The 23,158-nt window shown below is 68.9% G+C and carries 24 protein-coding genes; 23 read left to right on the forward strand and 1 reads right to left on the reverse strand.

The features are described 5' to 3' along the window. The first annotated feature begins 679 nt into the window (after positions 1 to 679). The 19 genes from K2M58_RS04490 to K2M58_RS04580 all read left to right on the forward strand — a co-directional run bounded on the left by K2M58_RS04490 (position 680) and on the right by K2M58_RS04580 (position 18,804). Positions 680 to 1,366 carry a transposase gene (locus K2M58_RS04490; RefSeq protein ID WP_220678459.1) on the forward strand — a complete coding sequence of 229 codons (687 nt, stop codon included), beginning with the start codon at positions 680 to 682 and terminating at the stop codon, positions 1,364 to 1,366. A 478-nt stretch (positions 1,367 to 1,844) separates the two neighbouring features. Beyond that, positions 1,845 to 3,434, forward strand: a complete 1,590-nt coding sequence (locus K2M58_RS12840; RefSeq protein WP_220678460.1) for an anthranilate synthase component I family protein — start codon at positions 1,845 to 1,847, stop codon at positions 3,432 to 3,434. 53 nt (positions 3,435 to 3,487) lie between these two features. Continuing rightward, positions 3,488 to 4,510: an anthranilate phosphoribosyltransferase gene (gene trpD, locus K2M58_RS04500; protein ID WP_220678461.1), complete on the forward strand. Its 1,023-nt coding sequence runs from the start codon at positions 3,488 to 3,490 to the stop codon at positions 4,508 to 4,510. After that, the gene (trpC, locus tag K2M58_RS04505) at positions 4,503 to 5,345 is read left to right on the forward strand and encodes an indole-3-glycerol phosphate synthase TrpC (protein ID WP_220678462.1); all 843 of its coding nucleotides are present in this window, start codon (positions 4,503 to 4,505) and stop codon (positions 5,343 to 5,345) included. The genes trpD and trpC overlap by 8 nt, the downstream gene beginning before the upstream one ends. Next, complete coding sequence (locus K2M58_RS04510; RefSeq protein ID WP_220678463.1) at positions 5,342 to 6,055, forward strand: phosphoribosylanthranilate isomerase; 714 nt, start codon at positions 5,342 to 5,344, stop codon at positions 6,053 to 6,055. Before trpC ends, K2M58_RS04510 begins: the two co-directional genes overlap by 4 nt. Before the next feature lie 196 nt (positions 6,056 to 6,251). Beyond that, complete coding sequence (gene trpB / locus K2M58_RS04515) at positions 6,252 to 7,538, forward strand: tryptophan synthase subunit beta (protein WP_220678797.1); 1,287 nt, start codon at positions 6,252 to 6,254, stop codon at positions 7,536 to 7,538. 20 nt (positions 7,539 to 7,558) lie between these two features. Continuing rightward, entirely contained in the window at positions 7,559 to 8,353 is a 795-nt protein-coding gene (trpA, locus tag K2M58_RS04520; protein ID WP_220678464.1) for a tryptophan synthase subunit alpha, read from the forward strand. 147 nt (positions 8,354 to 8,500) lie between these two features. Beyond that, positions 8,501 to 9,595 (forward strand): histidinol-phosphate transaminase, encoded by a 1,095-nt coding sequence (hisC, locus tag K2M58_RS04525; RefSeq protein ID WP_220678465.1) that lies wholly within the window; start codon positions 8,501 to 8,503, stop codon positions 9,593 to 9,595. After that, entirely contained in the window at positions 9,592 to 10,761 is a 1,170-nt protein-coding gene (locus K2M58_RS04530) for a prephenate dehydrogenase (RefSeq protein ID WP_220678466.1), read from the forward strand. Before hisC ends, K2M58_RS04530 begins: the two co-directional genes overlap by 4 nt. Beyond that, entirely contained in the window at positions 10,758 to 12,389 is a 1,632-nt protein-coding gene (gene aroA, locus K2M58_RS04535) for a 3-phosphoshikimate 1-carboxyvinyltransferase (protein ID WP_220678467.1), read from the forward strand. The genes K2M58_RS04530 and aroA overlap by 4 nt, the downstream gene beginning before the upstream one ends. Before the next feature lie 428 nt (positions 12,390 to 12,817). Next, positions 12,818 to 13,984 (forward strand): hypothetical protein, encoded by a 1,167-nt coding sequence (locus tag K2M58_RS04540; protein ID WP_220678468.1) that lies wholly within the window; start codon positions 12,818 to 12,820, stop codon positions 13,982 to 13,984. 37 nt (positions 13,985 to 14,021) lie between these two features. After that, entirely contained in the window at positions 14,022 to 14,609 is a 588-nt protein-coding gene (locus tag K2M58_RS04545; protein ID WP_066202528.1) for an RNA polymerase sigma factor, read from the forward strand. Beyond that, positions 14,606 to 15,082, forward strand: coding sequence for a hypothetical protein (locus tag K2M58_RS04550; RefSeq protein ID WP_220678469.1), 477 nt, complete (start codon positions 14,606 to 14,608; stop codon positions 15,080 to 15,082). The genes K2M58_RS04545 and K2M58_RS04550 overlap by 4 nt, the downstream gene beginning before the upstream one ends. 73 nt (positions 15,083 to 15,155) lie before the next feature. Then, a complete protein-coding gene (locus K2M58_RS04555) occupies positions 15,156 to 15,368 on the forward strand; it encodes an IDEAL domain-containing protein (RefSeq protein WP_252393534.1) in 213 nt (70 codons plus the stop codon). 65 nt (positions 15,369 to 15,433) lie between these two features. After that, positions 15,434 to 15,844 (forward strand): hypothetical protein, encoded by a 411-nt coding sequence (locus K2M58_RS04560; protein ID WP_220678470.1) that lies wholly within the window; start codon positions 15,434 to 15,436, stop codon positions 15,842 to 15,844. 306 nt (positions 15,845 to 16,150) lie between these two features. Next, entirely contained in the window at positions 16,151 to 16,600 is a 450-nt protein-coding gene (locus K2M58_RS04565; protein WP_252393593.1) for a QcrA and Rieske domain-containing protein, read from the forward strand. 14 nt (positions 16,601 to 16,614) lie between these two features. After that, positions 16,615 to 17,286 (forward strand): menaquinol-cytochrome c reductase cytochrome b subunit, encoded by a 672-nt coding sequence (qcrB, locus tag K2M58_RS04570; RefSeq protein ID WP_066202536.1) that lies wholly within the window; start codon positions 16,615 to 16,617, stop codon positions 17,284 to 17,286. 264 nt (positions 17,287 to 17,550) lie between these two features. After that, positions 17,551 to 18,342: a menaquinol-cytochrome c reductase cytochrome b/c subunit gene (locus K2M58_RS04575; RefSeq protein ID WP_252393535.1), complete on the forward strand. Its 792-nt coding sequence runs from the start codon at positions 17,551 to 17,553 to the stop codon at positions 18,340 to 18,342. Positions 18,343 to 18,444: 102 nt separating this feature from the next. Further along, the gene (locus tag K2M58_RS04580; protein ID WP_220678472.1) at positions 18,445 to 18,804 is read left to right on the forward strand and encodes a c-type cytochrome; all 360 of its coding nucleotides are present in this window, start codon (positions 18,445 to 18,447) and stop codon (positions 18,802 to 18,804) included. Between the two features lie 147 nt (positions 18,805 to 18,951). Here K2M58_RS04580 and K2M58_RS04585 read toward each other — a convergent pair whose 3' ends face one another. Beyond that, positions 18,952 to 19,824: a YitT family protein gene (locus K2M58_RS04585; RefSeq protein WP_220678473.1), complete on the reverse strand. Its 873-nt coding sequence runs from the start codon at positions 19,822 to 19,824 to the stop codon at positions 18,952 to 18,954. A 128-nt stretch (positions 19,825 to 19,952) separates the two neighbouring features. Here K2M58_RS04585 and K2M58_RS04590 point away from each other — a divergent pair, with 128 nt between their 5' ends. From K2M58_RS04590 to K2M58_RS04605, 4 genes are read left to right on the forward strand one after another with little or no spacing between them, the layout of a single operon-like run. Then, a complete protein-coding gene (locus K2M58_RS04590; RefSeq protein ID WP_252393536.1) occupies positions 19,953 to 20,324 on the forward strand; it encodes a nucleotide pyrophosphohydrolase in 372 nt (123 codons plus the stop codon). Further along, positions 20,321 to 21,145, forward strand: coding sequence for a 4-hydroxy-tetrahydrodipicolinate reductase (gene dapB, locus K2M58_RS04595; RefSeq protein WP_066202549.1), 825 nt, complete (start codon positions 20,321 to 20,323; stop codon positions 21,143 to 21,145). The genes K2M58_RS04590 and dapB overlap by 4 nt, the downstream gene beginning before the upstream one ends. Before the next feature lie 13 nt (positions 21,146 to 21,158). After that, positions 21,159 to 21,620 carry a methylglyoxal synthase gene (mgsA, locus tag K2M58_RS04600; protein WP_066202551.1) on the forward strand — a complete coding sequence of 154 codons (462 nt, stop codon included), beginning with the start codon at positions 21,159 to 21,161 and terminating at the stop codon, positions 21,618 to 21,620. A gap of 2 nt (positions 21,621 to 21,622) precedes the next feature. Continuing rightward, a complete protein-coding gene (locus tag K2M58_RS04605) occupies positions 21,623 to 23,128 on the forward strand; it encodes a CCA tRNA nucleotidyltransferase (protein WP_252393537.1) in 1,506 nt (501 codons plus the stop codon). Positions 23,129 to 23,158: the final 30 nt, after the last annotated feature.

Consider the following 23,158-nt stretch of genomic DNA (forward strand, 5'->3'; position numbering starts at 1 on the left):
GGCCATCGTCAACGACACGCTGCAGGGACACCGAACACCCCGCCACGACCGCGCCCAAGCCCGGCTCTAAGCTAAAAAGTGTGGTGGTCTAAGCAGGAAAAAGGCGGTCAGAGCGCTAATGGGATAGTCACCACAACATCTCATCCCAAGGAGGCTCTGACCGCCTATGAAACAGTCTATTGGACACGCTCTCGGTCTTCAAGGCTGGATCATCTATCGCCTTGAGCAAAATGAGCATAGCGTCGACGTGTATGCCGGGCGGCCGAAAAAGGAAGCGCGCTGTCCCCATTGCCAAGCCATAAGCCGCTTAAGTTCACAGCCGTTCGTCAAAGTGGCGGCGTAAACTGCACACGTGGGTGGATCAAAGGCCGGTCTATCTTTGCCTTCGACCGCGGCGGTTCCGCTGTCCCTCTTGCCGAAGGGTGTTTACGGAAACCTTTCCCGGACTCAAGCCTTGGGCCCGGATGACGGATCGGGCGATGGCCATGCTTTTCGGCCACCTGCGGGACCTAGCCCCTGCCGCGTGGCCGAAGAGGCGAATCTGAGCCCCGGAACGATTCGGCGCCTTTTGCTTCGGGGCGTTCGTTTCCGCCGAGCATCGAGACGCTCCTTGCGGATCTTGAGGAGGTCGTCTTAAGCATCGACGAACACCGCTTTCGCGGACAGGCCGTGGTTCACGGTGACCGGCGTTTGGCCCGAAAAGCGACTTTTGACCCTTTTGCCGGACGATCGGCTGAAGACGCTGGAGGCCTTTTTGAAGCGCCTTCCGGAATCCGTCCGGAAAAAGATCCGGGCGGTGACGATCGACCTCAAGGAGAGCTGGAAGAAGCGGATTCAGCGGGTCCTTCCGGACGCGCGCGTGGTGGCCGATCCGTTTCACGTGCTTCAGGATGCGGGCCGCCGGGTGGATGAGGCCCGGCGGGTGGAGCAAGCCGTCACCGGCCATCGTCTTCCCCGCTGGCCGCTTCTCAAAAACGAAGAAGACCTCACCGAGCGTCAGGCGAATGAGTTGGCCACGATACGCAAGCATTTCCGGAACGTGGCGCAGTTTCACTGGGTCAAGGAGCAGCTGCGAGACATCTACCGGGCCGCCTCCCTGGAGGAAGCAAAGGCGATTTTGGACCGTATCCTCTTTGAGGCAGAGGGAGCAAGCGACGCGGCGCTCGTGCAGTGGGGCCGAACGCTTAAGCGCTGGAAGAACGAAATCCTTGCCTATCACACCTGGCGGACGACGAATGGCTACACCGAGGGCGTGCACACGAAGATCAAACGGCTGAAACGGATCCGTTATGGCTTCAAAAATCGCGAAGTGGATGTCCGGAAGATGCTTTTGGCCTTTATTCCCTTAGCTCATCTGATCGCCTGATCACACTTCTTGACATGGAGCCCACCGACGCTTGACAAAACGGCCGCGTTCCTCATACAATGGCGACAAGTCCGCCACCATCGAAAGCGGCTTTGGGGCCACGGCGGTCTTGCCCGGCGCCGGCCGGGTCGTGCCGCGACCTTTCGGAGCCGTTGGCCTGCGGACGGGCAGAGCGGAGTTCAGGTGAGTTGAGAAGAGAAGAGCATGGCCGAGCGGAGTCGAGCGGCCCGTTCGGGGCAAGGAGAAGCGGAGCGTCGAAGGGCGGCTGGGGCGCCGGTCTGAGGTCGCCGCGTGTGCAGGCGTTTTCGTTCCGGCGGAGCATCGAGACCGGTCCTTCAGCCGAGGGCATGCCCCGTCCGGTAATCCGAATCGGAATCGGCGGGACGGGGCTTTCGACGTCCGCTTGGGCACCGGCCGGACTTCTGGCACGCTCGCCGAAAGCGACCATGCTCTTCTCCGATCGGGAGGAGGGCTTTTTTTGTTCTATTATCCGCTCGTGCGCAAGCTGTATGCCGACGCCTGGACGCCGGTCGTCGCTTACGAAGCGCTGCGCGCCGAACGGCCGACGCTTCTCGAAAGCGCCGAACACGGCGCCCGCGTCGGGCGGTATTCGGTGCTGGCCTACCGGCCGCTTTTGACCTTCACCTACGCGGTCGAATCGGCCGGCGGTCCGGGGGCGGCGCGGATTCGCGATCTTTCGTCCGGGACGGAGGAGCGGCTCACGGAGGCGCCGGAGGTGGCGCTGGAGGCGTTTTTGACCCGGATCCGGCGGCATCCGGGTGCACCGGCACCGGACGTGCCGTTCGTCGGGGCGGCGATCGGCGCCTTTTCGTTTGAGCTGGCATACGGCGGCAAGGCGCCTGTCATCCGGGGGCCGGCGACGCCGGAGAAAGGGCCGGAGGGAGCGCCTCGGGCGAAAGATGCCCGGGCAAAGGGGGCCTCCGCGGCGGATCCGCTCGCGCTCATCCGGCTCTTTTTGCCCGGTCGGCTCGTCGTGTTCGACCATCTGACGAAGACGGCGGCGTACGTGGGCCTCGTGCCGCTCTCGTCACCGGAACTCGGGTCGGCGGAGCGGGCGGCGCTGACCGAGGCGGAGGCGGCGCTGGAGGCGGAGGCGGAGGCGTTTGTCGCCCGCCTGGGAAAGACGGCGCTCCCGGCGCTTCAGGGCGATCGGGGGGAGGTCCCCGAGATGCCGGTGACCGCCGAGCCCGTGGACGGGGCGTTTGTCGAGCAGGTGGGATCGGTGCTCGCGGCGGTCCGCCGCGGAGCGGTCGAACAGGTGGTCCTTTCGCGGCGATATGAGGTGGCGGGGACGTTCGATCCCTTTCTCGTCTACCGGTACCTCCGGGCCGAAAATCCGTCGCCCTACCTTTTCCTCCTCGATCTGAGCGGCTTCGGGGGGGACGTCTACGCCGGGAGTTCGCCGGAAAGCCTCGTCCGGATCGAGGGCGGGCGGATCTCGACCCGCCCGATCGCCGGCACCCGTCCCCGGGGGAAAACGCCGGAGGAAGATGCGCGGCTGGAGGCGGAACTTCTCGCCGATGCGAAGGAGGCCGCCGAGCACGACATGCTCGTCCGGCTGGCGGAGGACGACCTTCGGGCCGTGGCCGATCCGGAGACGGTCCGGATCGAGGCGTACCGGACGGTGGAGCGCTACTCCCACGTCATGCATCTCGTCTCGCACTTAAGCGGCCGGCTGCGCCGTGAGGTGACGCCGGTCGAGGCGCTCTTTCGCCTCTTCCCCGCCGGCACCGTGAGCGGCGCGCCCCGTGCGGCGGCGCTCGCGCTGATCCGCCGGCTGGAGCCCGAGCCGCGGGGCCTGTACGCCGGGGGCGTCGGCTGGATCCATCCGGACGGCGACCTCGATCTGGCCATCGCCATCCGGACGATCCGCTTTTACGCCGGCGGCGCTACGGTTCAGGCCGGCGCCGGCATCGTCGCCGGGTCGGTGCCGGAGCGGGAGCTCGAAGAAACCCGCCGGAAGGCGATGGCGCTCCTTCGGGCGCTCGCCCGGTCGACGGCGCATGCCGAGCCGTTCGCCGCAACGGGAAAAGGACACCGGCAGTAGAAGGGGCGCCGGCGGAGGTCCGAGGCTCGAACAACGACCGGGGGTGAGAAACCATGCAGGATGTGTTGCGAAAGCTCGCCGCCGGGGAAACGCTCGCGCAGGACGAGGCCCGCGCGGCGATGGAGCGCCTCATCGGCGGGGAGGTCGACGACGTCCACATCGCCGCCTTTTTCGGCCTGCTCAGAGGGCGAGGAGAGACGGCGGAGGAGATCGCCGGCTTTGCCGCCGGCATCCGGGGCCTGGCCCGGTCGATTTCGGCGCCGGCGGAGGCGATCGACACCGCCGGCACCGGCGGCGACGGCGGTCGGACGTACAACGTATCGACGGCGGCGGCCCTCGTCGCGGCGGCGGCCGGCGTGCCGGTCGTCAAGCATGGCAACCGGGCCGTCTCGGGCCGGGCGGGGAGCGCCGACGTCCTCAGGGCCTTGAGGATTCCGACGGAGCTTCCGCCGGAGGCGGCAGCGGCCTATCTTCGCCGGACGGGGTTCGTCTTTCTCTTTGCGCCGCTCTATCATCCGGCCCTGGCCCGGGTGCAGCCGGTGCGGCGAGCCCTCGGCATCCCGACGGTGATGAACCTCCTCGGGCCGCTCGTCAACCCGGCGGGCGTCCGGCGCCAGCTCGTCGGCGTCGCCGACCGGCGGTATCAGAGGGCGATCGCCCGGGCGCTCCTCGCCGGCGGAACGGAGCGGGCGCTCGTCGTCTCGTCCGCCGACGGGCTGGATGAAATCTCCGTGAGCGCTCCGACGCGGGTGCTCGAGATCGACGGCGGGCGCCTTCTCGAGTACGACCTCACCCCGGAGGCGCTGGGGCTTCCCCTCTTTCCGCCGGGAGCGTACGGCGCCGGCGATGCGGCCGAAAACGCGCGCCTCGTCGAGGGGCTCCTTCGGCCGACGGGGCGGCCGATGAATGCCGACTATGCCCTCCTTCTGGCCAACGCCGGCGCCGCCCTCTACGTCGCCAAAGCGGCGCCGTCGCTCCGGGACGGGGTGCGTCTGGCGGCGGAGACGATCGAAAGCGGCCGGGCGGCGGCGTACCTCGCCCGCCTGCGGGCGGAGGTGCCGGTGCCGGATGCTTGAGACGATCTTGAGCTACAAGCGGCTGGAGGTCGATGAACTCCGGCGGTCGATCGGCCCGGCGATCGTGCGGGCGGTGGAGACGGGCCCGCTTTCTCCGGTCCGCTCCCTCGCGGCGGCCCTCCGGAATCGCCGCCGGGGCGTCGCCCTCATCGCTGAGGCGAAAAAGGCGAGCCCCTCAAAAGGCGTCATTCGGGAGGGGTTCGATCCGGTGGACGTCGCCCTCGCCTACCGGGCGGCGGCGGTCGACGCGGTCAGCGTCCTGACGGACCGGCCGTCGTTTCTCGGCGACCGGCTCTATCTTCCCCTTTTTTCCCGGATCGTCGAACGGCCCGTGCTGCGAAAGGATTTTATCCTCGATCCTTTGCAGCTTTATGAATCCCGCCTCCTCGGCGCCGATGCGGTGCTCCTCATCGTCCGCGCCCTGCGGCCGGAGGAGGTCGAGCGGCTCCTCGGAGAAGCGCACGCCCTCGGCCTCGAGGCCCTCGTCGAAGTGCACGATGAGCGGGAGCTCGACGTGGCCCTTTCGGCCGGCGCCCGGATCATCGGCATCAACAACCGGGATCTGGCGACGTTTCGCACCGACCGCGCCGTGACCGAGCGGCTCGTCCGCTCGATCCCGAACGGCGTTCTCGTCGTGAGCGAAAGCGGCATCCGGGGACCCGAAGACGTCGATGCCCTGGGCGCCCTCGGGGTGGACGCCGTCCTCGTCGGAGAACACCTCATGCGCCAGCCGGATCTCGTCCGGGCGGTCCGGGCGCTCGTCCGGGAAACGGGGGACGATTCGGAAGGCCGGTCGGCGGCCGACTGCTCCTCCCGCCGGGGAGCGGCGCGATGAACGGCACGGCGATCAAAATCTGTGGGCTTCGCGATCAGGCGGCCGTCGAGGCCGTCGCCGCCCTCGGGGACCGGATCCGGTATGCCGGCTTCGTCTTCGCCGAAAGCCGGCGCCGGGTGACGCCGGAGGCGGTGCGGCGGCTTGATCTGACCCGCCTCGCGGCGCGGCGGGTGGGCGTCTTCGTCGATCCCGACCCGGCCCTCGTCCGGGCGGCGGTCGAGGCCGCATCCTTGCAGGTGCTCCAGTTTTCCGGCGATGAGCCGCCGGAGGTGGTGGAAGCCTACCGTCGGGCATGGGGTCTTTCCGTCATCAAGGCGATGGACGCGGCGGCCGGTCCGGAAGCGGCCGAGCGGTGGCTCGGCGGCGGGCGTCCGCCGTTTGACGTTCTCCTTCTGGATGCCAAGCGCCCCGGCGCCTTCGGCGGGACCGGGACCGCGTTCGACTGGGAAATGCTTCCCGAGTGGCAGGCGTTCGCCCGAGCACACGGGCTTTCCCTCTGGGTCGCCGGCGGGCTTCGGCCGGAGAACGTCGGCGCGCTCGTCCGGCGCTTCCGGCCGGACGGGGTGGACGTCTCAAGCGGTGTCGAGACCGGCGGCCAAAAAGACGCTGCTAAGATCCGCCGTTTTGTCGAGGCGGTGGCGGCGGCCGAAGCGGTGACGACCGAGGCGACGGACGAGGGAGGCCGGAGAGAAACGGCCCCGCCCCGCTGAACGCCTTCAGGGGATCCGCCGATCGGCCGGCGGCCGCCCGGGCGCCGGTCGCCGCAAGCGGCCCCGTCGTCCGTTCGCCGCCGACGGTGGAAGCGGCTGCCTGATGGCGGAGGAGTCCGTGGAAGGAGGTGAAGGCCTCCGACGCGGCGGAGGCCGATCGGTGAAGGAAAACATTTCCAAAAACGCGGAGGGAAACATGCCGGAAAACGGGCCGATCAAACCTGTTCGGCCGATCCCGCCGGAGGTGCTCCGGTCGCTTCCGGACGCCGAGGGCCGGTTTGGCCCGTATGGCGGCCGGTTCGTCCCGGAGACGCTCATGGCGGCTTTGGAGGAGCTCGAGGACGCCGTCCGGCGGATCCTCCCGAGCCCGGGCTTTCAGGCGAAACTGGCCGCGCTTTTCCAGGAATATGTCGGTCGGCCGACGCCGCTTACGTATGCGGCGCGCCTGTCGGAGGCGTACGGGGTGTCGATCTACCTCAAGCGGGAAGACCTCGCGCACACCGGCGCCCACAAGATCAACAACGCCCTCGGCCAGGCGCTCCTCGCCCGGGAGATGGGGAAGTCGCGCCTCATCGCCGAAACCGGGGCCGGCCAGCACGGCGTCGCGACGGCGACGGCGGCGGCCCTGCTCGGCATGCGGTGCACGATCTTTATGGGCGAAGAAGATATGGCCCGGCAGGCGCTCAATGTGTTCCGCATGCGGCTTTTAGGCGCCGAGGTCGTCGCGGTCCGGCACGGGACCCGGACGCTCAAAGAAGCCGTCAACGAAGCGCTCCGGCACTGGAGCGCCCACGTCGACGAAACGTTTTACGTTCTCGGCTCGGCGGTCGGGCCGCACCCGTATCCGCTTCTGGTGCGAACGTTGCAACGGGTGATCGGCGATGAGGCCCGGGCGCAAAGCCTGAGCCTCCTCGGCCGGCTGCCGGAGGCGGTCGTGGCCAGCGTCGGCGGCGGGTCGAACGCGATCGGCATTTTTTACCCTTTTTTAAGCGATCCGGTGCGGCTCATCGGCGTCGAGGCGGCCGGCGAAGGGATCGAAAGCGGCCGGCATGCGGCCTCCCTTTCCGCCGGGTCGGTGGGCGTGCTTCACGGCGCCCGCACGTTTCTGCTTCAAGACGACGTCGGCCACATCCGGCCGGCTCACTCGGTCTCCGCCGGCCTCGACTACCCCGGAGTGGGGCCGGAGCACGCCTGGCTCAAGGACGTCGGCCGGGCGGAGTACGTCGCCGTGAGCGACGATGAGGCGCTGGAGGCGCTTAAAGATTTAAGTCGTTTGGAGGGGATCCTGCCAGCCCTCGAGAGCGCCCATGCCCTCGCGTACGTGAAAAAGGCGGCCGCTTCGCTCACGGGACCGGTGATCGTGAGCCTCTCCGGCCGCGGGGACAAAGACGTCGAAACGGTGGCCCGTCGTCTCGGCGCGGTGCTCGGAGGCGCCGACGACCCGGCCGCGAGGGGCGTTGTCGGCGGGGCGCCGGAGCGATGAGACAGGCGGGAGGGGATGGCATGGGAGAAGCGCGCATTCTGGAGGCATTCCGGACGGCCCGGACCCGGCCGGCGTTCATCCCGTTCGTCATGGCCGGCGACCCCGATCTCGAGCAGACGGCGGCGGTCGTCCGGGCGCTCGCCCGGGCCGGGGCGGCGATCATCGAGCTCGGCGTGCCGTATTCGGACCCGATCGCCGACGGGCCGGTGCTCATCGAGGCGGCCGGCCGGGCGCTTCGCGCCGGCACGACGCCGGCGGCGGTGCTCGATCTCGTCCGCCGGCTCCGAAGGGAGGGAGCGCCGCCGATCGTCCTCCTTTTGTACGCCAACGTCCTCTTTCGGGCGGGCGTGGAGGATTTCGTGCGGGCGGCGGCGGAGGCCGGCGTCGACGGGCTGATCGTGCCGGATCTGCCGGCGGAAGAAAGCGCGGCGGTGCTCCGGACGGCGGAGGCGTTCGACGTTCCCGTCATCCCGCTCGTCGCCCCGACGTCCCGGCGCCGGCTCGACCGGATCCTGGCCGGCCGTCGGGGGTTTGTCTACGTCGTCTCGTCCCTCGGCGTGACCGGTCCTCGGGAGGTGCTCTCCCCGGAACTTCACGCGCTCATCCGGGACGTCCGGGCTCGGACGGCGCTTCCGGTGGCGGTCGGGTTCGGCATCTCCCGCCGGGAACAGGTGGCGTCCCTCGCCGGGGTGGCCGACGGGGCGATCGTCGGAAGCGCCCTCGTCCGACACCTCGCCCAGGGGGGCGCGGTGGAGCCGTGGGTCGCGGCCCTCTTCGGCCCGCCCGCTGGCGCCGGCGCCGCCGGTGTGTTATGATGGCGTATCATCGCGCCTGCCGGAATCGGGCGTCGAATCGGACGCCGGAGGAAGCGGGGGAGGAAAGGTCGCGGCCTTGATCCGGCAGCGGGCGCGGGAGATCCGATGGCGGATGTGAAGGTCAGCGGAAAGAAAGGCGGGCGGAAGATGGCGTTTTCGGTCCGGATGAAGCCCCTCGATGTCCCGATCTACGAGCCGGGCAAACCGATCGCCGAGATCCGGGAACGGTACGGCCTCGATGCGGTCATCAAACTTGCCAGCAACGAAAACCCGTACGGGCCGTCGCCGAAGGTGCAAGAAGCGCTCCTTGCCCGGCTTTCAGCGGATCCGGAGCTCTGGCTCCGCTATCCGGACGGGGCGGCCCGGGAGCTGAAGCGGGCCCTTTCGCTTCGGTGGGGACATCCGGCGGAGGGGATCGCCGTCGGCGCCGGGGCGGACGAGCTCATCCAGCTCATCGCCCTCCGCTTTCTTGCCGACGGCGATGAGGCGGTGATGGGGGAGCTTTCCTTTCCGATGTATCCGATTGCGACCCGCATCGCCGGCGGGGTGCCGATTCCGGTGCCGATGGGGCCGGAGGGGCGCCTTGACCTCCCGGCGATGCTCCGGGCGATCGGCCCCCGAACGCGGATCGTCTGGCTGGCGAACCCGAACAACCCGACGGGGACGGTGTTTGACCGCGAGCAGTGGGCGGCTTTTCTCGCCGAAGTGCCGGAGACGGTGCTCGTCGTCCTGGACGAGGCATACGCCGAGTATGTGTCGGACCCGAATTACCCCGACGGGCCGGCGGCGGTGCGGCGGCATCCCAACGTCGTCGTCCTGCGGACGTTTTCCAAGGCGTACGGGCTGGCGGGCTTTCGCATCGGCTACGCCCTCGCGGCGCCGGAAGTCGTCCGGGAACTCGAGCGCGTGCGAAAGCCGTTCAATACGTCGACGGTGGCGCAGCTGGCGGCGACGTTCGCCTTGGAAGACGAGGCGCACGTCGCCTTCGTCCGAGAGGCGAACCGGAAGGCCCGGGCGGCGCTCCGGCAGGCGCTCGAGGCGCGTGGGTTTCGGCCGTACCCGTCGGAGACGAACTTTCTCTATCTCCCCCACGATGACGGCCGCGGGTTGGCGACGCGGCTTGAGGCGGCGGGCGTCATCGTGCGGCCGGTGCCCGGCGGCATCCGGGTGAGCGTCGGGACGGAAGCGGAAAATGCCCGGCTGCTTGCGGCGCTCGACGCCCTGGAGGGGCGAAGGCGATGACGGAACGTACCGAGGCGGTCGTCGTCGGCATGGGCCTCATCGGCGGCTCGATCGCCGCCGTCCTCCGGGCCCGGGGACTTCGGGTCACCGGCGTCGACCGGCTCGTCGCCCGGGCGGAGCGGGCCGCCCAAAGAGGGCTCATCGATCGGGCGCTCCGGCCGGAGGCGGCGGAGGCGGCGTATCGGGCGGCGGATCTCATCGTGCTGGCGCTTCCGGTCCTCTCGATCGTCCCGGCGCTCCGCCGCCTGGCGGAGGGGCGGCTCAAACCCGGCGTCATCGTCACCGACGTCGGCAGCACGAAGCGGTCGATCGTCGCCGAGGCGGAGGCGCTGTTTGCCGGCCGGGACGTCCGCTTCATCGGCGGCCACCCGATGGCCGGGTCTCACAAGTCGGGCGTCGAAGCGGCGCATCCGGACCTGTTTGAAAACGCCTACTATGTCCTCTGCCCGAGCCGCCTCGCCGAGGCGGCCGACGTCGAGCGGCTCAAAGATTGGCTGGCGCCGGCCCGGGTGAAGTGGCTGGTAATGGATCCGGCGGAACATGACCGGGTCGTGGCCGTGATCAGCCACCTGCCGCACGTCGTCGCGGCGCTCCTCGTGCAGATGCTCGCCCGGCGGGAAGCGGAAAGCCCGTATTACGCCCTCCTTGCCGCCGGCGGATTTAAAGACCTCACGCGGATTGCCGCCTCCAACCCGGAGATGTGGCGGGACATCGTCCTGGACAACCGGGCGGCGATCCTGGCGGCCTTCGAAGAGTGGGAGACGGACCTTCGATCGGTTCGGGCGATGCTCGAGGCGGGGGATGGCCCGGCCCTCGAGGCATTTTTTGCCGCGGCGGCTCGCTACCGGGCGCGGCTTCCGGAGCGGCGGCCGGGGGCGATTCGGCCGGCCTACGACCTGTTCGTGGACATCCCGGACCGGCCAGGGGAGATCGGCCGGCTTGCGACGCGCCTCGGCGCGGCGGGCATCAACCTGACGAACCTCGAGATTCTGGAGCTTCGCGAGGACGTCTTCGGCGTGCTCCGGCTCGCGTTTCGCAACGATCGGGACCGGGAGCGGGCGGCGGCGCTCCTCGTCGAGACGGGGTATCCGGTTTACGTGTTTTCCAACGGTGAGATGAAAGCCTTCGGCCCGGCCGGGGGCGGAGAAGGAGGGCGGGGACGGTGACGGCGGTGGTGCGCGTCCGGCCGGCGGCCCGGCTGGCGGGGGTCATCCGGGTGCCGGGGGACAAGTCGATCTCCCATCGGGCGCTTCTCTTCTCGGCGCTCGCCGCGGGGCGGACGACGCTGGTCGGCCTCCAGGGCGGGGCGGACGTTCGGGCGACGGCGACGGCCCTTCGGGCGCTCGGCGTCCCGATCGTCCCGCTCGAAGGAGCGCGGCGCGCTTCGACCGGTCAGGGGGCGGCGGATTGGGCCGGCGGCGCGATCGGCAGGTTCGGAACGTTTTTGGCGGGCGGTTCGATCGCCGGGGCCGGCCCGGCCGCCGGGACGGGCGCGGCCGGGCGATCCGGGCGCCCGGGAGCGGCCGGCGTCCGCGTCCTCGGCGAGGGGCCCGGCGGGTGGTCGGCCGTCGTCGATGGCGGCGGTCCGGAGGCGCTCCGGGAACCGATCGGGGTGATCGACACCGAAAATTCCGGGACGACGGCGCGGCTTCTTCTCGGGCTGCTTTCGTCGCGGCCGTTTTTTACCGTCTTAACCGGCGATGCGTCCCTCGTCCGCCGGCCGATGGAGCGGGTGGTCGAGCCGCTCCGGACGATGGGCGCCCGGATCGACGGTCGGGACGGCGGCCGACGGCTCCCCCTCGCCGTCCGGGGCGGGCCGCTTCGCCCCCTTCGCTACCGCCTTCCGGTCGCAAGCGCTCAGGTGAAGTCGGCCCTCATCCTGGCGGGGCTGTTTGCCGACGGGGAGAGCGTGATTGAAGAGCCGACGGAAAGCCGGGACCACACGGAACGGCTCCTCGCGGCGTTTGCGCCGGGAGCGCTTCGGATCGAGGCGGGGGAAGGGGGCGGGCGAACGATCACCGTCCGACCGGTCGACCGGCTCCGGCCGGTCGACCTCGCCGTCCCGGGGGATTTTTCGTCGGCGGCGTTTTTCTTTGCGCTCGCCGCGGCCCATCCGGACGCCGACATCGTCGTGGCCGGCGTCGGAGTGAACCCGACCCGGACGGGGATGCTGGACGTTTTGCGGGCGATGGGCGCCGGCGTCGACGTGCGTCCGTCCGGTGGCCCGGAGGCGGGATGGGAAGCGGACCAACCGCCCGGCGGGCGACTTTCCGCTGTCGAGGCGGGCGGGCCGGCTGGCGAACCGGTGGCGGACGTCCGGGTGACCGCCGGTCCCCTCGTCGGGACGGAGGTTGGCGGCGCCCTCGTCCCCCGGCTCATCGATGAACTCCCGGTGATCGCGGTGCTGGCGACGCAGGCGCGGGGGCGGACGGTGATCCGGGATGCGGCGGAACTTCGGGTGAAAGAGACGGACCGGATCGCCCACGTCGTCGAAGGGCTCCGGGCGATGGGCGCCCGGGTCGAAGCGAGGGACGACGGGATGGTCATCGAAGGGCCGACGCCGCTCCGCCCGGCCCGGGTGCATGCCCGTGGCGACCACCGGCTGGCGATGGCCTTTGCCGTGGCGGGGCTCCTCGCCCGGCCGGACGGCGATGGGGCGACGGAGATCGTCGGGGCGGAGGCGGTCCAGGTGTCGTATCCGGGCTTTTTCGCCGACCTCGCCCGGCTGGGCGCCGCCGTCGAAGCGGTCGACGCCGTTTTGACGGCGGATGCCGGCGAGGAAGCCGGCGCTTGAGACGGCGAAAAGCGCGGGCCGGATCCGGCGCGGACGTCGATTTCGGCGACAAGCCACGGCAAAGCCTTAAAGCGATGAGGAAAACGGTAACATTTACAGTTCTCGGTTTCTTGAAAGCGCTTGACGTCCGCGAGGTCGGCGGTATACTTTAGAGACAGGTATGGTTTCTCTCCACTCCTATCTTCACTTGGCGCCGGTCGGCTTCCGACGTCGGCGCAGCGCCCGCGAGATGCGCGGGCGCTTTTTTTGCCGCTTCCGCGTTGTGGCCGCCTTCCTCTCAGGTCGCCTCGCTTTTCGCCCGTCTCGGGCGAATCGCCCCTTCGGTCGCCGCCGGCATAGCCCTTTTTCGCCGGTTCGCGGCATATCGTCCCTTCGGCTGTCATAGGCATGAGGGGAAAAACCGTGCGTCGGCGGCGGGAGGCGGGAAGATGCAGGCGGTCTGGGTGATCGGAACGCCCTGTGACGGGCCGCCGGACCGGCCGAATGCGGCGCCCGCGCGGGGCGCGGAAGCGGCCCTCGCGAAGGGCGCAAAGGCGGTCGCTTCGGAGCGGGCGGACGCCGCGGTTCGGGGGGAGGCGGGGATCGGCGTCTCGGGGGCGAAGGAAGCGGCGGCCCGGGCGGTGACAGAGATCGGGAACCCGGAGACGGCGGAAACGGCTTTGAACGGTCGAGAAACGGCTTTGGAGGGAAGGGAGACCGTCGCCCTGGGAGGGGGCATCGTCGCTCTTTCGATCGTAAACGGCCGGATCTACGACCTGGGCGGTGTCCTCGGGCGGGCGCAGGCGGAGCGGACGGTGGTGCTCCCGCCGGAGACGCGCCTTTGCCCGGGCCGGCTGTACGACGGGCCGCTCTGGGCGCGCGGCGACGAGCCGGCGGCGTTCTTGGCCGGCCGGGCGGAGCCCCTCGGGCTTAAGGTCTACCGGGAAGCGATGGCCGGCCTCGCCCGGGAGGGGTACACGGCGTTCGTGGACTGGGTGCCGGTGTCGGCGCCGGAGGAGCTTCCGGCGGCGGTCCGGCAGGTGGCGGCCCGGCATGCCTTGAGTCCGTTCGATTTTACGCTCAAACCGGTGATGGCGGCGTCCAAGCTGTTCGGGCGTCGGGGAGAGCGGCTCATCCGGGCGCTTCGGGATCTCGGGCTCCTCGAGGCGGTCATCGCCGTCGATGCGCCCCCGCCGGGGGGCCGTTTTTTTCACGATCTTCGGGACCGGCTGGACGGTTTTCCGCTCCGGGTGACGCTCTTTTTGTTGGCGGAAGGGCGGGACGAGGCGGTTGACGGGGCGGCAGCAGACTGGTATCATGGATTTCGTGGCGCTGGGATTTATGTCCGGACGTTTTTTTCATCGGCGATCGGTCGAACCGCCGGCGGCTGGCGCTGGAGCGGCCTCTACGGGCCGAAGGGGCGCCTCGCGCCGGGAGCCGACGCCGATTTTGCCCTCGTCCGGCCGGACGGGACGGCGGAGGTGTGGGTGCGGGGGATGGACGATCCGGCGTCGCCGCTTCCGTTCGGGCGGGGCCGGTTTTTGAAGCCGCGGGCGACGTTTGCACCGGAGGCGTTTCTCTGCCCCGGGCAACTCCGGCAGCGGATGGGCGTATGACCGTGCGGGCGACCGCGAAAGGGGAGCGTGGGACGCCTTGTGCGATCGGGAGCAGGAAATCATCCGGGCGATCAAGGACGGCGAGGTCGAACGGTTTGCGGATCTGATCCGCTGTTACGAGCCGCGGCTCCGGCAGTTTGTCCGGCAGTACCTCACCGCCTATCGCCTGGAGGACCTCGTCGACGACATGGTGCAGGAGACGTTTCTCAAAGCGTTTCACAGCCTGCATGCGTTTCGGGACGACGAGGCGGCCTTTTCGACGTGGTTGTTTACGATCGCACGGAACACCGTTCTGAGCGAGCTCCGGCGGAGCCGGCACCAGGACGTCGCCCTTGACGACCGGCTGAAGGAGCGGCTCCGATCTCCGTTTCGACCGCCGGAGGAGACGATCATCGTCGGGGAGACGGCGGCGCTGGTCCGGCAGGCGATCATGGCGCTTCCGGAGCGGCAGCGCAAAGCCCTGGTGCTTCGGGAGTACGAGGAAATGGAGTACAGGGACATCGCCGACCGCCTGGGGCTTACGGTCAGTTCGGTCAAATCGCTCCTGTTCCGCGCCCGAACGACGCTCAAGGAAAAGCTCGAACCGTACATACGCGACGGGCGGATGGAGGGAAGGCGGCGGTGAACGGCGGCCGGGCAGACAAAAGGGACCCCCGAGGCGGAGCGGAGGAGGCGCGGGTCGAGGCGATCATGGCCCGGGTGCGGGCGGAAGCCCGGTGGGCGTATCCCGATCATCCGGAGTCGATCGTTCGGCAGGCGCGAATCGTCGGGGTGTTCTTTTTCGTCTTGCTCGGCCTGGTGCTTCTTCTGGCCGTCGGCCTGATCCAAAAAGGCGCGCCGCCGGTGGAGCCGGCGCAAGGAGCGGAGCTCAAGCCGCCGGTCGGCAGCGGGCCGCTCATGCACGCCCTGCTCGTCCAGGAGGCGCCGCCGGCGTTCCCGCCGGCAGCCTATCCGGGGGCGGTGGCCGCCGCGGGGGAACTCCTTCCGTACCACCCCTTCTGGCCGGCGATGACCGTCAACGGCACCCTCGTCTTCGGGCTCTTCGGCGGGCTCGTGGTGCTTCTTTTTCTGCGATGGTGGTTCGGCCGTTCGGCATGAGGCCGGTATAAGCGATCTGCGGGTTGGCAATGACTGGGGATGGACGAAGCCATCGCCCGAGGGGGTGCCGCCCGTGGAACCGAGAACTCCGGTGACGAACCCGCTGTACGGGGTGATGGCGGAGCTCGTTCTTGAAGAGGCGATCCGCCAGTACCACATCCGGCGGCTTCGGGAGGAGATCGACGCCGCGCTGGCCGCCCACGACCGAGGCCGGTTCATGGAGCTCGCGGCGGAGCTTGCCCGCCTGACGGAACCGGACGGGGGAAGGTCAAACCGGGGCGCATGAGGGCCGGAGCGGCCCTTTTTCCATTTTCTGGATGGCCGGCGATGCGGAAGAGGGGGAAAAACGCGGTGCGATACGGTCCGGAGGACTGGGAAGCGTGGGCGGCGGCGCTGGCCTTCGTGGACAGCGCCCTGATCGGCGTGGCGGCGTTTCCGGTGGAACCGGACGTCGTCACGGCGGGACGAAGGCTTTGGACCCGGCTGGAGGTGCTCGGCCGCCTGGAGGCGTCGCTCCGGGGGCGACTGGCGCTTCTGCCCCCGGTGATCGGATACGGCCGGCTCCGGAAGGAAAGCATGGAATTTGAGGCGGTGCGGCGGGCGTTCCGCTATGTGTTTCTGGCCCCGCTCGACGAGGCGCTTCCCGGCGCTCAGACGGGGGAGGACGGCGCATCCGGTCGCCTCATCGTTCTTCCGCCAAACGGAGACGAGCGGATGTGGTACAGGGTGATTGTGGATACGTGGCACGGCGGCGAATCGTGAACGTTTGTTGACAGATGGGCGCCGCCGGGCGCCGGGGGCCGGGGGAATTCTTGACAGCGCTTTTACGCCTTGGCTATGATGGCACTGTGCGTCGCCGCGAGACGGAAATGGTCGTAAAATGGCGCGACTTTTGCGGCGCAAAGGCCGATCGCGGCGCTTTTTTCGGGCGCCGGCTTGTGACGGACGGTGCAAAGGGGGCGAAACGGGATGGCCGAGAGCGCGTCGCAACCGCATTTCGGGGCCCCGGACGATGCCGGGGGCCGGGAGGGGGAGATCACCCGCCGGCAATTTTTGACGTACACGCTCATGGGGACGGGCGGATTTATGGCGTCCATGCTCCTCGTCCCGCCCCTCCGCATGGCGGTCGATCCGCTTCTCAAGGCGGGCGAGGAGAAGCCCTTCGTGCCGGTGGCCGACGTGAACGAGATCACCGACGAGCCGAAGCGGTTTGAATTCACCCTGAAGATCAACGACGCGTGGGTGAAAAACCAGGCGACGACGTACTCCGCTTGGGTCTACAAACAGGGGTCGGAGATCGTCGCCCTGTCGCCGATCTGCAAGCACCTCGGCTGCACGGTGAACTGGAACGCCAGCCCGGAGCACCCGAACATGTTCTACTGCCCGTGCCACGGGGGGCTGTACACGAAAGACGGCATCAACGTCCCCGGCACGCCGCCGCGGGCCCCCCTCGACCTCTATGAGGTCAAGGTCGAAGGCGGCAAGCTGTATCTCGGCCCGCTGATCCAGCGGACGTGAGGGGGGGATGGGCGTTGATGCAAAGAATCTATAACTGGCTGGACGAGCGGCTTGATCTTTCGCCGATCTGGCGGGACATCGCCGACCATGAAGTGCCGGAGCACGTCAACCCGGCGCACCATTTTTCGGCGTTCGTCTACTGCTTCGGGGGGCTGACGTTTTTTACCATCGTCATCCAGATCCTGTCCGGGATGTTTTTGACGATGTACTACACCCCCGATATTGTAAACGCCTACAACAGTGTCAAATATTTGCAAACCGAAGTCGCCTTCGGCTACATCGTCCGGGGCATGCATCACTGGGGCGCGTCCGTCGTCATCGTCATGATGTTCCTGCATATGCTCCGGGTGTTCTTCACCGGCGCTTACAAGAAGCCTCGCGAGATGAACTGGGTCGTCGGCGTCCTCATCTTCGCCGTCGTCCTCGGCCTCGGCTTTACCGGCTATCTCCTCCCGTGGGACAACAAGGCGTATTTTGCGACAAAGGTCGGGTTGGAGATCGCCGAGACGGTGCCGATCGTCGGGCCGTATGTGAAGTCGTTCCTCGCCGGCGGCGACATCGTCGGCGCGGCGACGCTGGCCCGCTTTTTCGCCATCCACGTGTTTTTCTTGCCGGGGCTTTTGCTCTTGCTTCTGGCGATCCACTTCATCCTCATCCGCCGGCAGGGCATCTCCGGTCCGCTGTGATCCGCTTCGCCCCCGGACCGCCGGTTGCGGCGCTCGCGTTCGGCTCCGCCCGATGGGGCGGCCTGATCGGATGCGGGGCTTTTATCCGGCTGTGCCCGGAGCGGCGCTCGTCGACGATTTCGTTTGTTCAACGCCGACGGTCGGCATCGCCGAAGCGGCGCGGGCGGTCGGTCCGCCGAAGAGAAGGAACCTGCGGGGCCAAACCGCCGAAGGGGGTCCGGGGGAGAGGCAAACCGGACGGGAACGGGAAAAGGAGGAAACGGCGTGGCAGGCGAGCGGCAGGACAAAGCGTCCGTGAAGTACGTGGGCGATTCCCGGGTCCCGGTGCGGCGGGAGAAACTCCTCCCGAAGCCGTACAGCGAGTATCCGGGGAAGACGGAGCCGTTTTTCCCGAACTTTCTCCTCAAAGAATGGATGGCGGCGGTCGTCTTTCTCGTCGGGTTCATGGCGCTCGTCATTTCGCACCCGGCGCCGCTCGAGCCCCATGCGGCGGACCCGAACGATACGACGTACACTCCGATGCCGGACTGGTACTTTCTCTTCCTGTACCAGCTTCTCAAGTACATCCCCGGCAGCATGATCGTCCTCGGGACGGTGATCATCCCCGGGATCTTCAGCCTGCTCCTTTTGCTCGCGCCGTGGCTCGACCGGAGTCCGGAACGCCGTCCGTCCCGGCGGCCGGTGGCGACGGCCATCATGCTGTTCGTCGTCGCGAGCATCGTCGTCCTGACCTACCAGGCGGTCGCGTCGCATAAGGCCCAGCAGGCGGAGGCGGCCGCCGCGACGCCTCCGCCGCCTCCGCCGCCGGCGGCGGAAGGGGCAGCCTTCGATCCGGAGCAGGCTTTTAAGCAGAGCTGCGCGAGCTGCCACGGGCAGGATCTGAAAGGGACGCCGGCGGCGCCGAGCCTCGTCGGGCTCAACCTTTCGGTCGACGAGGTGGTGGACATCATCACGAACGGCCGGAAAGGCTCGATGGGCGTCATGCCGCCGGGGATGTTCCAGGGAACGGATGAGCAGAAAAAGCAGCTCGCCGAATGGGTGCTCTCCCATCAGTGAGGCGCTCCCGGACCGGGCCGTCGGCCCGCGGCCGAAAGAACGGAAGCGGCCGGCGGCCGGGGCGTGGCGGCGCCGGAAAGGGGCGGGAAAGGTGAGAGGGGAATGACGCGAAAGCCGTTTTATTTTCTCATGCTCGGTGGGACGGTCCTTCTTCTTCTTCTCGTCTTTTTCGTCTACCTTCCGACGAAGGGGAAGGGGCCGGCGGCGGCGGAAGGCGAGACGGCGGCCAATTTTGACCCGCAGGCGGCCTTCCAGCAGAGCTGCGCGAGCTGCCACGGGCAGGATCTGAAAGGGACGCCGGCGGCGCCGAGTCTCGTCGGGCTCAACCTTTCGGTCGACGAGGTGGTGGACATCATCACGAACGGCCGGAAAGGCTCGATGGGCGTCATGCCGCCGGGGATGTTCAACGGAAGCGATGCGGAGAAAAAAGCGCTCGCCGAGTGGGTGCTTTCCCACAAGTGAGGGTCGCCGGGAGACCGCCGAAGGCCGGCGGACCTTCTCCGGCGTCGGGTTCGTCCGACCGCCGAAAAAGCCCCCGAATGCCGGGGGCTTTTTCGGCGGTCGCTTTTGTCGTTTGCGTCGGTTTTGTCGGCATCGGAGGTTGGGCCGTCAGCGGATCGGCCGTTTTTCTTCGTCGAGGGTGAAGCCTTCGCCGTGGACGTCGTGGGCGTCGCTGATGACGACGAAGGCGGTCGGGTCTTCGGCCATGATGATCGCCTTCAGGTGGACGACTTCGTTCCGGGCGACGACGCAGTAGAGCATCGGCCGCTCAGCGTTCGTATAGGCGCCGCGGCTCTGGATGATCGTCGCGCCGCGGCCGAGCTCGTGGAGGATGCGGTGGGCGATGGCGTCGATCCGGTCGGAGACGATGAGGACCATGCGGGCGCTGTAGGCCGTCTCCTGGACGAAGTCGATCACTCGGGCGGCGACGGTGAGGGAGACGATCGTGTACATCGCCCGCTCGGTGTCGAGATAGGTGAGCATCGACAGGGCGATGACGCCGGCGTCGATCATGAACATCGTCCGGCCCATGCTCGTGCCGCGGTATTTGTTCACCACCCGGGCGACGATGTCGACGCCGCCGGTCGTGCCGCCGAAACGGAAGATGAGGCCGAGGCCGGTGCCGATCGCCGCTCCGGCGTAGAGGGCGGCGAGCAGGGTGTCGTCCATCGGGGTGGTTCGAAGAAAGGCCAGGGCTTCGATGAGGACGGAGCTCAGGACGGTGCCGACGACGGTCATGATCATCGCCCGCCCCCCGAGGGTGCGCCACCCCAGGATGAGGAGCGGACCGTTGGCGGCGAGCAAAAACCACCCCGGCGGGATGCCGAAGAGGTAGTTGAACATGAGCGCGATGCCGGTGAGGCCGCCTTCGGCGAGGCCGTTGGAGATGGTGAAGGCGTTCAGGCCGAAGGCGAAGATCGCCGAACCGAGGGCGATGCCGGCGATGGATTTGAGATGGGACGCGAAGCGGGTTCGGCGCACGAAGCTTCTCCTTTCGCACGTCCGTTGCCTTCCGTCGTTCGGCCACCGTTTCTCATTATAGCACTTTGCATTTGTTTCCGGCGGCCGTTTTCGCTACCATGAGGGGAGAACCGCAGGGAGGGTCAATGGTGGTCCATAAGGCAGCCTCGGCGCCGGAGTTCGGCCGGCCGAAGACGCTTCCGGAGATTCAGGCGGAGGTCGACGCCCTCATCGGCCGTTTTCAGGAAGGGTACTTCAGCCCGATGGAGATGATCGCCCGGTTCGCCGAGGAGCTCGGCGAGCTCGCCCGGGAAGTTTCGCACCGCTACGGGGCAAAACGGAAGAAACCCGAAGAACCGGAAGGGTCCATCGAGCTTGAGCTCGGCGATCTCTTTTTCGTCCTCGTGTCGTTTGCCAATGCCCAGGGGATCGACCTCGGCCGGGCGTATGAGGCGGTGATGGCCAAATATCGGACGCGGGACAAAGATCGCTGGACGCCAAAGGAGGAGGCGCGGTCATGATCCGGATCGTGCTGGCGGGGGCGTTCGGCCGGATGGGCCGGGAAGTCGTGGCGATGATCGACCGGACGCCGCATTTTCGCCTCGTCGGCATCGTCGACCCGAAGGGACGGACGCTGGACGGGGTGCCGACGTACGGGTCGGTGGGAGAGGCGCTCGCGCCGGGGGCGGACGTGTTCATCGATTTTACGACGCCGGAGGTCGTCTACGGCCACGCCCGGGCGGCGATCGAGCACGGCGTCCGGCCGGTGATCGGCACGACGGGGCTTCAGCCCGAGGAGATCGCCGAGCTTTCCGCCCGGGCCGGCGCTCGGCGCTTGGGGGGCGTCATCGCCGCCAATTTTGCCCTCGGGGCGGTGCTGATGATCCGGCTGGCGGCGGAGGTGGCGAAGTACTTCCCGGCGGCCGAGATCGTCGAGCTTCACCATGCCATGAAGCGGGATGCGCCGAGCGGGACGGCCCTCATGACGGCGGCGGCGATCGCCCGGGCCCGCCGGCGGCCGGCCGAAGAGGCGGCGCGCCTCGGGGCACCGGTTCGGGACCCGGCGGCGGAGCGAAGCGGCCCCGGCGCCCGGCTCGAGGCGGTGGAGGAGATGGCGCCGCCGTCCCGGGGGCTCATCCTGAACGGCATCCCGATTCACAGCGTCCGCCTTCCGGGGCTCGTCGCCCATCAGGAGGTTCTTTTCGGCGGAGAAGGAGAGACGCTCCTCCTCCGGCATGACGCGACGACCCGAGCGGCGTTCATGCCGGGGCTTCGGCTCGCCGTGGAAAAGGTGATGACGCTTGATCGGCTCGTCGTCGGGCTGGAAAATCTCCTGGACTGACGGAGGACGCGCGATGAACATCGCCCTCATCGCCCATGACCGCAAAAAAGAAGAGCTCGTCCGCTTCTGCCTCGCTTACCGGCCGGTGCTGGAGCGCCACACCCTCTGGGCGACCGGGACGACCGGCCGGAAGATCGCCGAGGCGACGGGCCTTTCGGTCCGCCGCGTCGCGTCGGGGCCGTACGGCGGCGATCAGCAGATCGGCGCCAAGATCGCCGAAAACGTCATCGACCTCGTCATTTTTTTGCGGGACCCGCTCACGCCCCAGCCCCACGAGCCGGACGTGAGCGCCCTCCTTCGCCTGGCCGACGTCTACAACGTGCCGGTGGCGACCAACCTCGGCTCGGCGGAGCTCCTCCTCCGGGCGCTCGGCGAGCGGGAGGCGTGGTGGGCCTTTCGCCGGCTTCGGCGCGGCCAAAGGCTCGACGGGGCGGACGGCGAACCCTCGGCCGGCGTCGGTCCGGAGGCTCCCTGACCGTGACCCGGCGAACGCTTCCGTCCGGCGCCCCGGTTTTTGACGCCTCACTCTGGGAAACGCCCCTTTGGGCGGCGGCCCGCCGGGTGATCCGGACGATCGAGGCGGCGGGACACGCGGCCTTCGTCGTGGGCGGCGCGGTGCGGGATCGGCTTCTGGGCCTTCCGGCTTCGGAGATCGACATCGCCACCTCGATGCGGCCGGAAGCGGTGCGCCGGCTCTTTCCCCGGACGCACCCGACGGGGGAGCGTTTCGGGACGGTGACGGTCGTCGAGGGCGGCTTTCCTTTTGAAGTGACGACGTTTCGCGTCGAGACGTATCCGTCCGTGGACCGGCATCCGGCGGTGCGGTTCACCGGCCGGCTCGAAGACGACCTCGCCCGGCGCGATTTTACGATCAACGCCATGGCGCTTTCGGCGGACGGCCGGCTCATCGATCCGTTTGACGGGCGCCGGGATCTCGAACGGCGGGTGCTCCGGACCGTCGGCGATCCGGCGGAGCGATTTCGGGAAGATCCCCTCCGGCTCATCCGGGCGATCCGCTTTGCCGTCCGCTACGGGCTTCGCATGGCGCCGGAGACGTGGCGGGCCCTCGTCGCCCTGCGGGGAGAGCTCGTCCGGGTGGCGCCGGAGCGGATCGTGATGGAGATGGAAAAAAGCCGGCGGGGAGCGGAGCCGTGGCCGCTTCTTCGCTGGCTCGACCGGGCCGACCTCTGGCTTCGCCTCGGGGAGCCGGCCATCGCCCGGGCGGTGGCGGCCGCCGATCCGCCGGACGTCTTCTGGGCGGCGATCACCGCCGCCATGCGCCCGGCCCGGGGATTGCCGCCGTCCGGTGCCGGCGCGATCGCCGGCGGGGGGGCACCGTTGGGGGAGGGGCTCGACGCCGAGGCTGGGGCGTGGGGGCTTAGGCTTCCCCTTTCTCGGGAGGCCCGTCGGTTGATTCGGGCCGCGCTCGGCATGGAGGCGTCGCCCGGCAGGGAATCGGCCGGCCCTTCGGTTCGGCCGCGGTCGCTTGAGGCCGCCTACGCCCGGGAAGGTCGGTTTGACGGCCGGACGGCCCGCGGAGGCGACCGCCGCCCGACGGCGCCGATGGCGGAGGCCGAAGCGTTGCCGTACGGGTACGCGTGGGGCACCCGGGGCGCGGCGGCGGTGTTTCGGGCGCTCCGGCTGGCGGATCTCATCGCCGGGCGTCCTCGGCCGGAGACGCTCGCCCGATTTCGGGCCTTGGCCGAGTTTCGGGCCCGCCTCCCTCTCCCCGATCCCCGGCGGCTTCGCCTCGACCTCGGGGCCTGGCGCACTTCGCGAAAGGCCCCGGCCGGGCCCTACCTCGAGGCGATGCGCCGGCACCTCTGGCTGGCCGTCAACCGGGGGTTTCCGAATGCGGCCGAGGCGCTGGAGGCGGAAGCCGACCGGCTGTGGCGGGAGGCGGGCGCGGCGCTCCGCCCGCCCTTTCGGCTGCCGGCGTTTTTGGCTGACGGGCCGGAGGCCGGAGACGTCCCGGCGACCTGAGCCGGGGCGGGCGGTGAACCGATCGGGCGC

It is taken from the genome of Hydrogenibacillus sp. N12 (genome assembly GCF_019645935.1).
Taxonomy (GTDB): Bacteria; Bacillota; Bacilli; order Thermicanales; family DSM-22653; genus Hydrogenibacillus; species Hydrogenibacillus schlegelii.